Annotated in this window: 11 protein-coding genes and 1 pseudogene; 6 read left to right on the top strand and 6 right to left on the bottom strand. The window is 65.2% G+C overall.

Annotated elements, in window-relative coordinates:
- Window positions 1–37: 37 nt before the first annotated feature.
- Window positions 38–1,540 carry a class I adenylate-forming enzyme family protein gene (locus IVB31_RS12520; protein ID WP_247322404.1) on the bottom strand — a complete coding sequence of 501 codons (1,503 nt, stop codon included), beginning with the start codon at window positions 1,538–1,540 and terminating at the stop codon, window positions 38–40.
- A 4-nt stretch (window positions 1,541–1,544) separates the two neighbouring features.
- Complete coding sequence (locus IVB31_RS12515; RefSeq protein ID WP_247322664.1) at window positions 1,545–3,401, bottom strand: extracellular solute-binding protein; 1,857 nt, start codon at window positions 3,399–3,401, stop codon at window positions 1,545–1,547.
- A gap of 261 nt (window positions 3,402–3,662) precedes the next feature.
- On the opposite strand from IVB31_RS12515, the gene IVB31_RS12510 reads away from it, so the two are divergent.
- On the top strand, window positions 3,663–4,484 hold the full coding sequence (locus IVB31_RS12510) for an invasion associated locus B family protein (protein WP_247322402.1): 822 nt from the start codon (window positions 3,663–3,665) through the stop codon (window positions 4,482–4,484).
- 81 nt (window positions 4,485–4,565) lie between these two features.
- On the opposite strand, the gene hspQ is transcribed toward IVB31_RS12510, so the two are convergent.
- Window positions 4,566–4,898 carry a heat shock protein HspQ gene (gene hspQ, locus IVB31_RS12505; protein ID WP_247322400.1) on the bottom strand — a complete coding sequence of 111 codons (333 nt, stop codon included), beginning with the start codon at window positions 4,896–4,898 and terminating at the stop codon, window positions 4,566–4,568.
- Between the two features lie 106 nt (window positions 4,899–5,004).
- On the opposite strand from hspQ, the gene IVB31_RS12500 reads away from it, so the two are divergent.
- On the top strand, window positions 5,005–5,958 hold the full coding sequence (locus tag IVB31_RS12500) for an AEC family transporter (RefSeq protein ID WP_247322398.1): 954 nt from the start codon (window positions 5,005–5,007) through the stop codon (window positions 5,956–5,958).
- A gap of 36 nt (window positions 5,959–5,994) precedes the next feature.
- On the opposite strand, the gene IVB31_RS12495 is transcribed toward IVB31_RS12500, so the two are convergent.
- On the bottom strand, window positions 5,995–7,179 hold the full coding sequence (locus IVB31_RS12495) for a UbiH/UbiF family hydroxylase (protein ID WP_247322396.1): 1,185 nt from the start codon (window positions 7,177–7,179) through the stop codon (window positions 5,995–5,997).
- Window positions 7,180–7,266: 87 nt separating this feature from the next.
- Between IVB31_RS12495 and pcsA the strand changes: the two genes are divergently transcribed.
- From pcsA to IVB31_RS12480, 3 genes are all read left to right on the top strand, one after another.
- Window positions 7,267–8,034, top strand: coding sequence for a phosphatidylcholine synthase (pcsA, locus tag IVB31_RS12490; RefSeq protein ID WP_247322390.1), 768 nt, complete (start codon window positions 7,267–7,269; stop codon window positions 8,032–8,034).
- Window positions 8,031–8,756, top strand: coding sequence for a TerC family protein (locus tag IVB31_RS12485; RefSeq protein ID WP_247322389.1), 726 nt, complete (start codon window positions 8,031–8,033; stop codon window positions 8,754–8,756). Before pcsA ends, IVB31_RS12485 begins: the two co-directional genes overlap by 4 nt.
- 77 nt (window positions 8,757–8,833) lie before the next feature.
- Entirely contained in the window at window positions 8,834–9,808 is a 975-nt protein-coding gene (locus tag IVB31_RS12480; RefSeq protein WP_247322387.1) for a quinone oxidoreductase, read from the top strand.
- Window positions 9,809–9,971: 163 nt separating this feature from the next.
- Here the strand turns inward: IVB31_RS12480 and IVB31_RS12475 are convergent, their stop codons facing one another.
- A complete protein-coding gene (locus IVB31_RS12475; RefSeq protein ID WP_247322384.1) occupies window positions 9,972–11,162 on the bottom strand; it encodes an acetylornithine transaminase in 1,191 nt (396 codons plus the stop codon).
- Between the two features lie 537 nt (window positions 11,163–11,699).
- On the opposite strand from IVB31_RS12475, the gene IVB31_RS12470 reads away from it, so the two are divergent.
- Window positions 11,700–12,641, top strand: a complete 942-nt coding sequence (locus tag IVB31_RS12470; protein ID WP_247322382.1) for a hypothetical protein — start codon at window positions 11,700–11,702, stop codon at window positions 12,639–12,641.
- Between the two features lie 10 nt (window positions 12,642–12,651).
- Here the strand turns inward: IVB31_RS12470 and IVB31_RS12465 are convergent.
- A pseudogene (locus IVB31_RS12465) lies at window positions 12,652–12,959 on the bottom strand (30S ribosomal protein S12 methylthiotransferase RimO); the annotation flags it as partial.

Here is a 12,959-nt window from a genome sequence, read left to right as displayed (position 1 = left end):
CCTTAATGCAGCGTCAATGGATCAGTCGAAACTGCGCCTAGACCGGCCCGGAACGGTCGCGAAAAGCTTCGACCATCAGAGGGTTAAGCCCGAGTTCGTTGAGCGCCTCGCGGGCGCGGGCATTGTCCTGGGCCCGACCCGCCAGCCGGTGACCGGAGAGCCGGTCGGGCAGCGCGGTGAGGAGGGCGCCCTGGCCGAGCCGTCGCGCCCATTCCTGGAGGTCGTTGGAGAGAAAGCGGTAGCCGCCGACGGCCATGATGCCGGAGGGCGGCGCGGTGATGCAGATCGCGCCGCTCGGGCGGTCGAGCCGCGCGGCATAGCCGGTGTCGACATAATCGCGCGGCGGCTGGGCGATCAACGTGTCGCCGACCGGCTGCGGCGGCGCGTAGGCTGCGATCGGCACCATCGCTCCGCGCAGGCCGAGCGTGCCCTTCGGCGTCAGCAGGATCTCGCCGGCGATGGAGGAGCCGGACTGCTCGCGCGGCGCGCCGTGTGGCCCGGGCATCACGGCAACAGGCATACCGTCCTCGCCGCGGCGGGCGCCGAACAGACCAGCTTCGCCGAACAGATAGACGTCGGTGAGAGGCGCATGCGGCGCGATCCAGACCTCGCTCGCCGCCACCTGTTCGGGGGCACGCCAAAGGCCGATGACGTTACGCAGACTCGGCATCCGCGCCGCCAGGTCGGCATCGCCGAGCCGAAGTGCGAGCTGCGCCGGGGCGATCAGCACCTCGCATTCATGCTCGTTGATCTGCTGCTCCAGCACGTCGTTCTCGAAGGGATGATGCAGCGCCAGCGCGCCGCCGCACAGCAGCCACACCGCAAGCGAGGAGGCGAGGCCGGCAAACGACGTGGGCGTGAACGCCGCCATCACGGTCGCGCCCTGCTTGATGTCGGCCTCCAGCGACATCGCAAGGCCACCTGCGATCAGGCTGAAATGCGGCCGCGGGACTGGACGAAAGCCTTCCGCGGTGACGTCGAACGAGATGATCGCCGCCTTGCGGCCATCCTGGATCACGGCGCGCGCGGTGCCGGGCGGGCGGGCCAGCACGTCGTCGAGCGAGGCCATGCCTTCGGGCAGGTCGCCTCCGAAGCCGCAGACATGGCGGATCGAGAAGGCTTCGGCGGCCGCATGCATGGCGAGATCGGAATAGCTGACACCGTCGACCGTGCTCATGGTGACGATGGCACGCGCCGCGGTGCGGTTCAGAGCGGCGGTCAGTTCGGCATGACGCCAGAGCAGCGGCAGCACGGCGACGACGAGGCCGGCGCGATGGGCGGCGAGCACCGTGAGCACGAACTCGACCGTGTTCGGCAGCTGGATCGCGATGACGGAATTGGCCGGAAGGCCCGATTCGACGAAATAGGCCGACAGCGCCTCGATGGCCGTGTCAGCCTCGCCATAGCTCATCCGCCGCGGCTGGTGCCCGGTCACGCGGGCCTTGTTCAGCGGGTCGAGCAAAGCGAGCGCGTGCGGCTGCCGCATCAGCGTGCGCTGAAACAGCGTGTCGAGCGTTGGCGATATTGCTGGCTGGTTCACGGCGTCACTTTGCTTGATGAGCTTGCGGCTGCCCCTTCGACCACCAGGTCTCCGGCAAATAGCCGGACAGCGAGGTGGCCTGTGGTCGTTCTATCCGATTCCAGCGCGCGATCCATTGCTCGGATACGTTAAACAGGGGGATTGTATAGAAACCGGAGATCAAGGCGCGATCGAGCGCCCGCACCGCCGAGACGAAAGCCGTATGTTCACGGGCCTCCAGCAATGCGGCGATCATGGCATCGACCGCGGGATCCCTGGCACCCATGTAGTTGCGGGTGCCCGGATTGTCGGCGGCAGCGCTCCCCCAGTAGAAAGATTGCTCGTTGCCGGGCGACAGCGACTGATCCCAGCGGTTCTGGATCATGTCGAATTCGTAAGCAAGCCGGCGCTGGTCGAACTGCACGGGATCGACCGATCGCACGCTCGGCGCGATACCGGCGCGCTTGAGGTCGCGCTGGAAGGCAAGCGCAATGCGCTCCTGGTCGCGGGTGGTGACCAAAATCTCGAAGGTGAAGGGCGCCTTGGTCGCCCGATTGCGCAGCACCGTACCGTCGAGGTCGTAGCCGGCCTCCGACAATAGCTTCAGGGCCGCGCGCAGTGTCGTCCGGTCGCGCCCCGAGCCGTCGGTCACCGGCAGGCGATAGCTGCCGTCCAGGATGTCGGCTGGGATCTGCGCGGCGAACGGCTCGAGCAGCCCGCGCTCGCGCGCATCCGCGGGGTGGCCATATGCCGAGAGCTCCGAGCCAGCAAAATAGCCGGCGACGCGCGAATAGAGGCCGAAGAAGTAGTTGCGGTTGACCAGCTCGAAATCGAACAGCAGCGTCAAGGCCTGGCGCACGCGGATGTCGGCGAAAATGGGTCGTCTCGTGTTGAACACCAGAAATTCGGAAGGTTGCGGCATGCCCGGCTTGATGGTGTCGCGGATCACCTCGCCGTTTTTCGCAGCGGGAAAGTCATAGCCGTCGTGCCAGCGCAGCGGCTCCTGCTCGATGCGGAAATCATAGAGGCCGCGCTTGAAGGCTTCGAACTGGCCGTTGGCCTCGCGAAAATAGTCGAGCCTGATCTCGTCGAAATTATAGAGCCCGCGATTGATAGCGAGGTCGCGGCCCCAATAATCGGGATTGCGCGTGAGCGTCACGCTGGCGCCGGGCTTCACGGCGGTGACGCGATAGGGGCCGGAGCCGACGGGGCCGGTCAGCGTCGTCTCCTCGAAAGCCGCGACATCGACCGCGTGCTTCGGCAGGATCGGCATCAGGCCGAGGATCAGCGGCAGTTCGCGGTCATTGGCGCCGGTGAGGTCGAAGCGGACGGTGAGGGGGTCGGGCGCCTCGGCACGTGTGACCTTGCCGTAATATTGCCGGTGGTTGGGGCGGCCATGGTCGCGCAACAACTGCCAGGAGAACAGCACGTCGTCGGCGCGGAGCGGCTTGCCGTCGGAGAAGCGGGCGCGGGGATCGAGGCGGAACGTGACAAAGCTCCGCTCGTCATCGGTCTCGACCGTTCTGGCGAGCAGGCCATAGAGCGTGAACGGCTCGTCGTTGCCGCGCGCGAGCAGGCTCTCGACCACGTAGGTCCGTACCGGCTGCACGGCCAGTCCCCTGACGATGAAGGGATTGAGGCTGTCGAAGGTGCCGAGAACCCCCCAGGTCAGCCGGCCGCCTTTGGGGGCTTCAGGATTGACGTAGGGCATGTGGGTGAAATCGGCAGGCATCGCCGGCTTGCCGTGCATGGCGATAGCGTGGGCCTCCTCCGCCCCTGCGCCGCTTGGCGGGAGCCCCGTGGCCAAGGCGACAGCCAGGACGCAGAGGCGGACGCAAAGACCCTCGGAACGGCCCTCGAGAAGGCGCTGGAACATGAACATCGGCACAGGTTGATTCGAGGACCGGCGGCGCCTGAATCCTATCACAGGGATTTTCCCCGGGCGCACGCCGTCGCGCTGTCAAAGACGCTTGTCGGCATTGATCTTTTCGTCGACCACGTTATGAAGGCGGGCAATCGCGCGAGAGCGCCGAGCCCGTCACTTATCCGCCTCAATTGACGGGGAGAGAGCCGCGCCCAAGGCGGCCAGGTTCGGCGCTTTGCAGCGGTTCGGGCACTTCCCGTTCAGAAAGGGTTTTCCGCAATGAATTTCCGTTACTTGGCCGCGCCCGTCCGGCCGCGCGGGCGACTTCTCGCCTTGTTGACGGTGACGGCGTTGGCCGTCCCGTTTGCCGCCGGGGCCCAGACCCCTGCGCCGGCCCCCGGCGCGCCCGCCGCGCACAAGGCTGCCCCGAAAGCCGCGCCCAAGGCTGCCCCGAAGGCTCCGGCGCCGGCCGCTCAGGCCCCCGCTGCCCAGCCGGCTCCCGCGCAGGGCGCTCCGGCGCAACAGGGCGCAGCCCAGCCGGCTGATCAGCAGATCCAGCTGATCTACGCCCCCTGGACCAAGTTCTGCCTCAAGGGCCAGGACGCCAATGCCAAGCAGGTCTGCTTCACCGGCAAGGACGGCCGCATCGAGTCGGGCCAACCGGTCATCGCGGCCGTCATCATCGAGCCGGAAGGCGAGCCGAAGAAGATCCTGCGCGTGACGCTGCCGCTCGGCATGCAGCTCGTGCACGGCACCCGCATCATCGTGGACAACAATCCGCCGTTGCAGAGCCCCTATGTGATCTGCTTCCAGAACGGCTGCATGTCCGACTACGAGGCCACGCCCGAGTTCATCAACAACATGAAGCAGGGCAAGAATCTCGTTGTGCAGGCGATCAATGCCAATGGCGCGCCGCTGACGCTGCCGCTGCCGCTGGCCGGTGAATTCCAGAAGGCCTATGACGGTCCGCCGACCGATCCGAAGGTGTTCGAGGAAACCCAGAAGAAGCTCCAGGAAGAGCTTCAGAAGAAGGCCGACGAGCAGCGCAAGAAGCTCGAGCAGCAAGGCGCTCCCGGCGCGGCTCCGACCGGCCAGAAATAATCGGGGCGGCCGACGCCCAGACATGAAAAAGGCGCTCGTCTCGAGCGCCTTTTTTGCTGGCCGCTTGCGGGCGGCGAAACTTCAGTTCAGCGAGGGATTGCGTGGGCGGTAACCGCCGCCCTTGTCCTTGATGAAGATCTCGGCGACCTGGGAGTGCCGGATCGGCTCGCCGGAATCGTCCGGCACCAGGTTCTGCTCGGAGACATAGGCGACGTATTCCGATTCCGCGTTTTCGGCGAGCAGGTGATAGAACGGCTGGTCCTTGTGCGGCCGTACCTCCTCGGGGATCGACAGCCACCACTCCTCGGTGTTGTTGAATTCCGGATCGATGTCGAAGATCACGCCCCGGAACGAGAAGATCCGGTGGCGCACGACCTGTCCGATCTGGAATTTGGCGGTCCGCGCTTTAATCATTTCCCGTCGATAGACCAGGATTGTGGCCGATGCTAGTGCCCTCTTTTGGAATTAACCCGCCGTTAAGGGATAGATAGACCCCAAGCCTTCAGAAAACGCTTTATCAATGCTCGATATCCTCAATCTGGCTCTACCTTATTTCGGCTTGATCTTCGTCGGTTTCGCCTGCGGCAAGGTCAAATCCCTGCCGGAATCAGGCTTGGCCTGGATGAACTTTTTCCTGCTCTACGTGTCGCTGCCGGCGCTGCTGTTTGCGATCATGTCGAAGACGCCGTTCTCGGAATTGAACAACCCGCCGTTCCTGGTCGCGACCACGCTGTCAACGGTTGCGGCGTTCACCCTGGCGCTGGTCGTCGGCAAGGTTTTGGGCCGGCTGACGCTGCGCGAGGCGACGCTCGCCGGGCTCTCCGGCGGCTACGGCAATATCGGCTACATGGGACCGGGGCTGGCGCTCGCCGTGCTCGGGCCGAAGGCTTCGGCGCCGACGGCGCTGATCTTCTGTTGCGACAGCATCTTCCTGTTCACGATCGTGCCGCTGCTGATCGAGCTCTCAGACCGCGACCATCCCTCGCTGGTGCACGCCTTCGGCGTCGTGCTGAAGCAGATCGTGCTCAACCCGCTGATCATGTCGGCCTGCTTTGGTGCGGCCTTCGCCTCGCTCCATATCGAGATGCCGGTCGCGCTCGACCGCACCATCACCTTCCTCCAGAACGCAGCCGCCCCGACCGCGCTGTTCGTGCTCGGTGTGACCGTGGCGCTCCGCCCGTTCGACCGGGTGCCCTGGGAGGTGCCGGGCGTCATCGCGATCAAGCTGCTGATCCATCCGCTTATGGCGTTCGGCCTGATGCTGGCGTTCGGCCCGTTCGCGCAGCCCTGGGCCGCGACCGCCGTGTTGATGGCCTCGCTGCCGCCGGCGCTGAACGTGTTCGTGATCGCCCGGCAGAACGACGCCTGGATCGAATCCGCCTCCGTCGCGGTGCTGCTCGGGACGTTTGCGTCCGTGGTCACGCTGACCAGCGTGATGTGGGCGATCCAGACCGGCCGGCTGGCGTTTCCGTGAGGGCGCTTACCGGCGCCAAACCTAGCTGCGCCAATCTTATCGGCGCCAAGTCGGCGTCAGCCCCTCGCGCATCGCAAAACGCCTGAGCGGGCCGATCGCGCCGAGCAGGTGCATGCCGACGGCGCGAACCGGCTGGAGCGGCAGGAAATCGTTGAGCAGTGAGCGGTTGGCGATGTCGATCGCAAAGGTCCGGCTCAGAATGTCCGGACGCCGCGCCCGGTCGTAGCGCTTGAGCACGTCGGTGGCGCCGGGATCCTGGCTCGATGCGATGGCCTCGCCCGCGAGCCTGGCAATATCGGCGGCATCGCGCAGGCCGAGATTGAGGCCCTGGGCGCCGATCGGCGGAACCACATGGGCGGCTTCGCCGACCAGCGCGATACGGTCGCGGCCGAAGGACTTTGGACGTTCGATCGCCAGCGGGAACAGGTGGCGGCCTGGCTCCGCAATCATGCGTCCGAGGATCGAATGCGACTGCCTCTCGATGGCCGCGGACAGCTCCTCGTCGCTCAAGCCGCGAAGCCGCTCGGCGTCCGCGGGCGCCGAGACCCAGACGACGCTGGAGCGGTCGCCGGGCAGGGGCACGAACACGCAGGGGCCGTGCGGCGTGTGGAACTCGGTCGAGACATTGCGATGCGGGCGCGCGTGGCCGACGTTGAATGTCAGCGCCGTCTGCGTCAATTCGCGCCGCGTCACCGCGATGCCCGCGGCCTCCCGGCACAGCGAATGCCGGCCGTCGGCGCCCACCACGAGGCGGGCCGAGAGGAATTGTGTGGACGCCGTGCGGATCGCGACATCATCGGCTTCGATGACGACGCTTTCGGCCTCGTCGTCGAAACGGACCAGCCCAGGCAACTCGGATGCGCGCTCTTCCAGCGCCAGCATCAGCGATCGGTTGTCGATGTTGTAGCCGAAGGCGTCGAGAGCGATTTCGTGACAGGAGAACCGGACCTCAGGCGCGCGGAACAGCCGGCCGGTGTCGTCGACGAGGCGCATGGTTTCGAGCGCGGCCGCCTTGTCTTTGCAGCGTGGCCAGACGTCGAGCGTTTCCAGGAAATCGACGGAGGCACCCAGCAGCGCGGTGGTGCGGTTGTCGGCATACGGCAGGCGCCGCGCCACCAGCGCGGTCCGCGCGCCCGCCTGCGCCAGCGCAATGGCTGCGCTAAGTCCCGCCGGTCCGCCGCCGATCACGGCCGCGTCAAAGAGTGTCGATGCATCTGTCATGGAACGACATTTGACACGCCCCGCGGCAAATTCAAGCCCGCCTATATTTCCCTGATTTTATGACGAATTGTGCGACCGAGCGCCGCAATGGCTTATGTGCAAACCGGTCCCATTCTGATAGCAGAAGCCATGGATAGCCAAGAGGATTCCCTGAAGCCCACGCCCGCGATCCGCGCCGCCGCCTTCTCGGTGCACATCTTCACCGCATTCGGCGCGGCGATCGCGCTGCTGGCGATGCTGGAGGCCGTGCGCGAGCACTGGGCGGGGATGTTTCAATGGCTGGGCGTCGCCCTCATCATCGACGCGATCGACGGGCCGATCGCGCGCCGCCTCAACGTCAAGGACGTGCAGCCGAACTGGTCGGGCGAGGTGCTCGATCTCGTGGTCGATTTCGTCACCTACGTCTTCGTGCCGGCCTATGCGATCGTGGCCAGCGGCCTGCTGCTGCCGGTCGCGGCTCCCTTGCTCGGCGTCGCCATCATCGTCACCAGCGCATTGTATTTCGCCGATCTGCGCATGAAGGCGGACGACAATCATTTCCGCGGCTTCCCGGCGCTGTGGAACGCGGCGGCGTTCTACCTGTTCCTGCTGCACTGGCCGCCGCTGCTGTCGACGCTGCTGGTGGCCGCCCTCGTCGTGCTGACCTTCGTGCCGTTCCACGTGCTGCACCCGGTGCGCGTCGTGCGGCTGCGCTGGCTGACGATGTCGCTGATCGCAATCTGGGCTCTGCTCTCCCTCTACACGCTGGAGATGGACTTTCGCGTCGGCACCGGCGTGACAATCGCGCTCTGCGCGATCGCGCTCTGGATCAGCTTCAGCGACGCATTGATCCGGCTGACAAGATCCTTCGCATGATGCACCTGCTGACCAGCCCCGAAGCCTGGGCCGCGCTCCTCACCCTGACGTCGCTCGAGATCGTGCTCGGCATCGACAACGTCATCTTCCTGTCGGTGATGGTCTCGCGCATCCCCGAGAAACAGGCGAACCGCGCCCGCCAGATCGGGCTCGCGCTGGCGCTGATCTTCCGCATCATCCTGCTCAGCCTGCTGGTCTGGCTGATCGGCCTGACCGCGCCGGTGTTTTCGTTCAATGGCTACGACTTCTCCTGGCGCGACCTCATCCTGATCGGCGGCGGCTTGTTCCTGATCGCGAAGGCGACGCACGAGATCCACGCCGAGGTCGAAGCCGATGACGGCGAAAGCGATCAGAAATCCACCGGCAGAGCCTTCTTCTGGGTGATCGTCCAGATCATCGTCATCGACATCGTGTTCTCGCTGGACTCGATCATCACGGCGATCGGCATGGCCCAGGACATCGAGATCATGATCGCGGCCGTCGTGATCGCCTGCCTGATCATGTACATTTCGTCCGGGCCGGTGTCGCGATTCGTCGCGGAGCATCCGACCACGAAAATGCTGGCGCTGGCCTTCCTGGTGCTGATCGGTGTCGCGCTCGTCGCGGATGGATTCCAGTTCCACATCCCGCGCGGCTACATCTATTTCGCAATCGCGTTCTCGGCGGCGGTCGAGTTCTTCAACGTGCTGGCGAAGCGAAACCGCAGGAAAACCGGCAAATAGTCGTTCTATTTGGTGCGTCGAGTTGACAAGGCGTGCGCGATGTCTTTCGCTTGTCAGCAAGAAGAGGAGGTCAGGTGATGACCAAAGCCGTCCGTGTGCACAAGGTCGGAGGCCCCGAAGCCCTGGTCTATGAGAGCGTCGATGTTCCGGCGCCCGGCCCCGGCGAGGTGCGGATCCGCCAGCATGCGGTCGGGCTGAACTTCATCGACGTCTATTACCGTACCGGGCTCTACAAGGCGCCGGGGCTGCCCTTCATCGCGGGCAACGAGGCCTCGGGCGAGGTGGTCGCGGTCGGGCCGGGCGTGACCAATTTCCATCCCGGCGACCGCGTCGCCTACTACCACAATCTCGGCGCCTACACCGACGAGCGCAACATCCCCTGGGAGAAGCTGGTCAAGCTGCCCGACCACATCACCCACGAGCAGGGTGCCGTGCTGATGCTCAAGGGGCTGACGGTCTGGTATCTCCTGCACAAGACCTTCAAGGTCGAGCCGCATCATCGCGTGCTGATCCATGCCGCGGCCGGCGGCATCGGTCTCTTGGCCTGCCAATGGGCGAGGGCGCTAGGCGCCCACGTCATCGGCACCGTCGGCTCGCGCGAGAAGGCCGAGCTTGCCGAGGCCAATGGCTGCGACCACGTCATCCTCTACAACGAGGAGGATTTCGTCGCGCGCGTCAAACAGATCAGCCGCAACGAGGGCTGCGACGTCGTCTATGACGGCGTCGGCAAGGCGACCTTTCCGGGCTCGCTGTCCTGCCTCAAGCCACGCGGCATGTTCGTCTCCTTCGGCAATGCCTCAGGCCCGGTGCCGCCGTTCTCGATCGCCGAGCTGAACAACCACGGCTCGCTGTTTGCGACGCGGCCGAAGCTCAACGACTATGTCGGCACCCGCAAGGAACTCTTGGAAGGCGCCGACACGCTGTTTGCCGCCGTCATCAACGGCAAGCTGCACGTGCCGATCAACCACGCCTACGCGCTGAAAGACGCCGCCAGGGCGCATATCGATCTCGAAAGTCGCAAAACCACCGGCGCGTCGATCTTGAAGCCGTAGGTTTTCCGTCATCCGTTCCCGTGTCCCGGACAAGCTGCAACGCGCTGGCGTTGCGGCGCAGAGCCGGGACCCACATGGCGACACACGATACGGAGAGGTGGGCCCCGGCTCTGCAGCGCATCGCCGAAGGGAGCTGCGCTGCGTCCGGGGCACGAGACAGATCTTACGCCACCAACCTTGCCGCACCGGCTTTGGTCAAAATCCCGTCGAGGCAATTGATCATCTCTCCGATCTCCGCGCGCGCGACATTGAGCGCAGGCATGAAGCGCAGCGTGTCGAGCTGCGGCGCGTTCAGCAACACGCCGGCCTCGAACGCCTGGGCCACGATCGCGGGCGAGATCGGCAGCTTCAGGTCCAGCGCCAGCAACAGCCCGCGGCCGCGCACCTCGCCGAGACCGTGCCGCGCCGAGATTTTCTGCAGCTCGGCTTCCAGCAGCAGGCCGGTGTCCGCCACCGACTTCAGAAATTCCGGCTTGCCGACCTCGTCCAGCACCGCAAGTCCCGCCGCGCACATGATCGGGTTGCCGTTGAACGTGCCACCCTGGTCGCCGTGCTCGAAACAGCAGGCGCGTTCGGTCGCGAGCAGCGCTGCCAGCGGCACGCCGCCGCCGATGCCCTTGCCGAGCGTCATGATGTCGGGCGCGATACCGGTGTGCTCGTAGTGGAAGAGTTTTCCGGTCCGGCCCATGCCGGTCTGGATCTCGTCAAAAATGAGCAGCAGGCCATGCGCCTTGGTAAGCGCGCGCAATTCCTTCAGGAACTGATCGGTCGCAGGCCACACGCCGGACTCGCCCTGGATCGGCTCCAGCATCACTGCGACCGTGTTGTCGTTGATCAGCTTCTCCACCGAGGCGATGTCACCCAGCTTCGCCTTCTTGAAGCCGGCAATTTTCGGTTCGAACAGCGGCTCAAAGGCCTTCTTGCCCGAGGCCGACATCGTCGCCAGCGTGCGGCCGTGAAAGCCGCCTTCAAAGCTGATGATCTCGAACGCGCCGTTCCTGTGCAGGCTGCCATATTTGCGCGCGAGCTTGATCGCGCCCTCGTTGGCTTCCGCGCCGGAATTGGCGAAGAACACCTGGTCGAACGCGCTGTTGTCGACCAGCGCCTGCGCGAGCTTCAGGCTCGGCTCGTTGTAGAAGGCCGGGCTCGGCGTCAGCAGCCGCTTGGCCTGTGCGGCAAGCGCGTCGGCGATCGCGGGCGGGGAGTGGCCGAGACAGTTGACGGCCCAGCCCTGCACGAAATCGAGATAGCGCTTGCGGCTGTCGTCCCAGAGGTAGGAGCCGGCACCGCGGACGAACACGGCCTTGGGCCGAGCGGTGATGTCCATCAGCGCGTCATAGGGATGCGTCGTCATGTCGAACTCCTCTTGGGGGCGGGAAGATTCTTGGTCGGGGCTGAAAAGGGCGCGCAAAAAGCAAAAAGGCCGCACCTTGCGGGTGCGGCCTTTTCGAAAACTCTGCTGATCTCAGTGCTTCAGCGGCGTCGTCGGACATGGCGCAACCCATCATCGTCGCGGGAGCGACGACGCATGGCTTGGCGCAGATGGGTCCGGGAGCTGATCATGGGGCGCGGCAATACAGGCGAATGGCAGGGCTTGTCAAGCGGGCGTTTTGCGAAGCACAAGCCGAGCGTGCATGAGGCAGGTCAGATCCGTGGCTTCCGCGGCGTCTCGTGGTTGTGACGTCGCGCGTGACGAAGAGGCGTCTGCGTATGCCGTTGCGCGTAAGCGCAATGCGCCTGATGTCACTCGCACGATTGAATTTCATCGATCATCCGCCTAGAAACCATTACGCCTCTAGCGCGTTTGTGATCGACGAATGCGAATTGGTTTCGAACCGGACTCCCGCCCGGTCAGACCAAGAGGGGCGGGACCAACCAGACAGTTTTAGCCTTGTCCGACACGCCTTACCCGATCGACCTCGACAGCATTCGCGGCGCGTTTCCGCCGGGCATCGAGGCACCGTCCCTGTTGGTGGACTTCGCGGGCTGGCTGAAGGGACGTCCCTGGGGCAGCGTCGGCTGCTTCTCGCTGCAGGGCCAGTTTTCCGATCAGGCGCCGATCTTCGACGGCAGTCCGTTGCGCGACAGGTTTTCGCTGTTCATGCGGCTGCCGGACGGCTCGGCCGTCGGCGGCTGGTATGGCGCGGGTCTTGATCGCGACAATCCGCCGATCGTCGGTCTGGGCTCCGAGGGCGACTACGAGTTGCTGGCGCCGAGCCTCGACGGGCTGCTGGCCAAGCTGACCTCGCAGCAATTCGACAAGGCCTGGAGCGATCTGAAGCCGCATGACGAGGTCGAGCCTCATACGATCGAGCTTGCGCAATGGCTGGCCGGACAGCCGGCTGGCGACAAGACGGCGTGCGATGACGGGGCATCGGAGCTGCCCGACTTCCGCGGCTTCATGGAAAAGTGGAGCAGGGATCGCGAGGATTATTGGGCCAATCACCGCCTGATGGCCGAACTCGGCTGGCGGCTCGCGGCGCATCTGCCCAAGGGCAAGAATGCGTGGGACAAGACCCATTTCGAGGTCGCGATCGTCGGCAAGCAATATGAGGCCCACGTCCTGTCGCGCGGACCGCAGCCGTTCGAGGAAGCCGCCTCGATCGAATCCCTGCTGCGCGATCTGCGCGAGGAGATGCGGAAGGCGCAGCCCGAGCTCGGCCTGTGGTACGCGATGAAATTCGGCCTCTATGCTGACGGTCGCGTCATGCCGAATTTCGAATACGATATGCGTCCGACCATCAACGGCGAGCCCGCAAAACTGACCGAAGCACAGGCCGATCTCGCGCGCGCCCCGCGGCCGGAGCGCTGGGTGCCGAAATGGCTGGCTTGACGAAAAGCCGTCAGAACCCCGCGACGCTGCCGTGCAGATCGTACTGGTCGGCGCGCTCGATCTTGGCGGTGACGATCTCGCCGACGCGCAACGGGCGGCGGCTGGTGAGATAGACCGCGCCGTCGATCTCGGGCGCATCGGCCTTGGAGCGGCCCTTTGCAACGGTCGGGCCGACTTCGTCGATGATGATCTGCTGGCGCGTGCCGACCTTGCGCTTCAGCCTGCGCGCGGAGATCTTCTGCTGCCGCGCCATCAGCGCGTTGTAGCGCTCCTGCTTCACGTCGGCCGGTATGGCCCCTGGAAGCGCATTCGATGTGG

Source organism: Bradyrhizobium sp. 21 (genome assembly GCF_023073335.1).
Lineage (GTDB): Bacteria > Pseudomonadota > Alphaproteobacteria > Rhizobiales > Xanthobacteraceae > Bradyrhizobium.
The sequence above is the reverse complement of the archived record's forward strand: the minus strand, read 5'-3'. Positions and strand labels throughout refer to the sequence as shown.

Excerpts from the sequence above, each read along its gene's own strand:
- IVB31_RS12515 (WP_247322664.1), bottom strand. The coding sequence starts at position 3,401 with ATGTTCATGTTCCAGCGCCTTCTCGAGGGCCGTTCCGAGGGTCTTTGC.
- IVB31_RS12510 (WP_247322402.1), top strand. The coding sequence starts at position 3,663 with ATGAATTTCCGTTACTTGGCCGCGCCCGTCCGGCCGCGCGGGCGACTT.
- hspQ (WP_247322400.1), bottom strand. The coding sequence starts at position 4,898 with ATGATTAAAGCGCGGACCGCCAAATTCCAGATCGGACAGGTCGTGCGC.
- IVB31_RS12500 (WP_247322398.1), top strand. The coding sequence starts at position 5,005 with ATGCTCGATATCCTCAATCTGGCTCTACCTTATTTCGGCTTGATCTTC.
- IVB31_RS12495 (WP_247322396.1), bottom strand. The coding sequence starts at position 7,179 with ATGACAGATGCATCGACACTCTTTGACGCGGCCGTGATCGGCGGCGGA.
- pcsA (WP_247322390.1), top strand. The coding sequence starts at position 7,267 with ATGGCTTATGTGCAAACCGGTCCCATTCTGATAGCAGAAGCCATGGAT.
- IVB31_RS12485 (WP_247322389.1), top strand. The coding sequence starts at position 8,031 with ATGATGCACCTGCTGACCAGCCCCGAAGCCTGGGCCGCGCTCCTCACC.
- IVB31_RS12480 (WP_247322387.1), top strand. The coding sequence starts at position 8,834 with ATGACCAAAGCCGTCCGTGTGCACAAGGTCGGAGGCCCCGAAGCCCTG.
- IVB31_RS12475 (WP_247322384.1), bottom strand. The coding sequence starts at position 11,162 with ATGACGACGCATCCCTATGACGCGCTGATGGACATCACCGCTCGGCCC.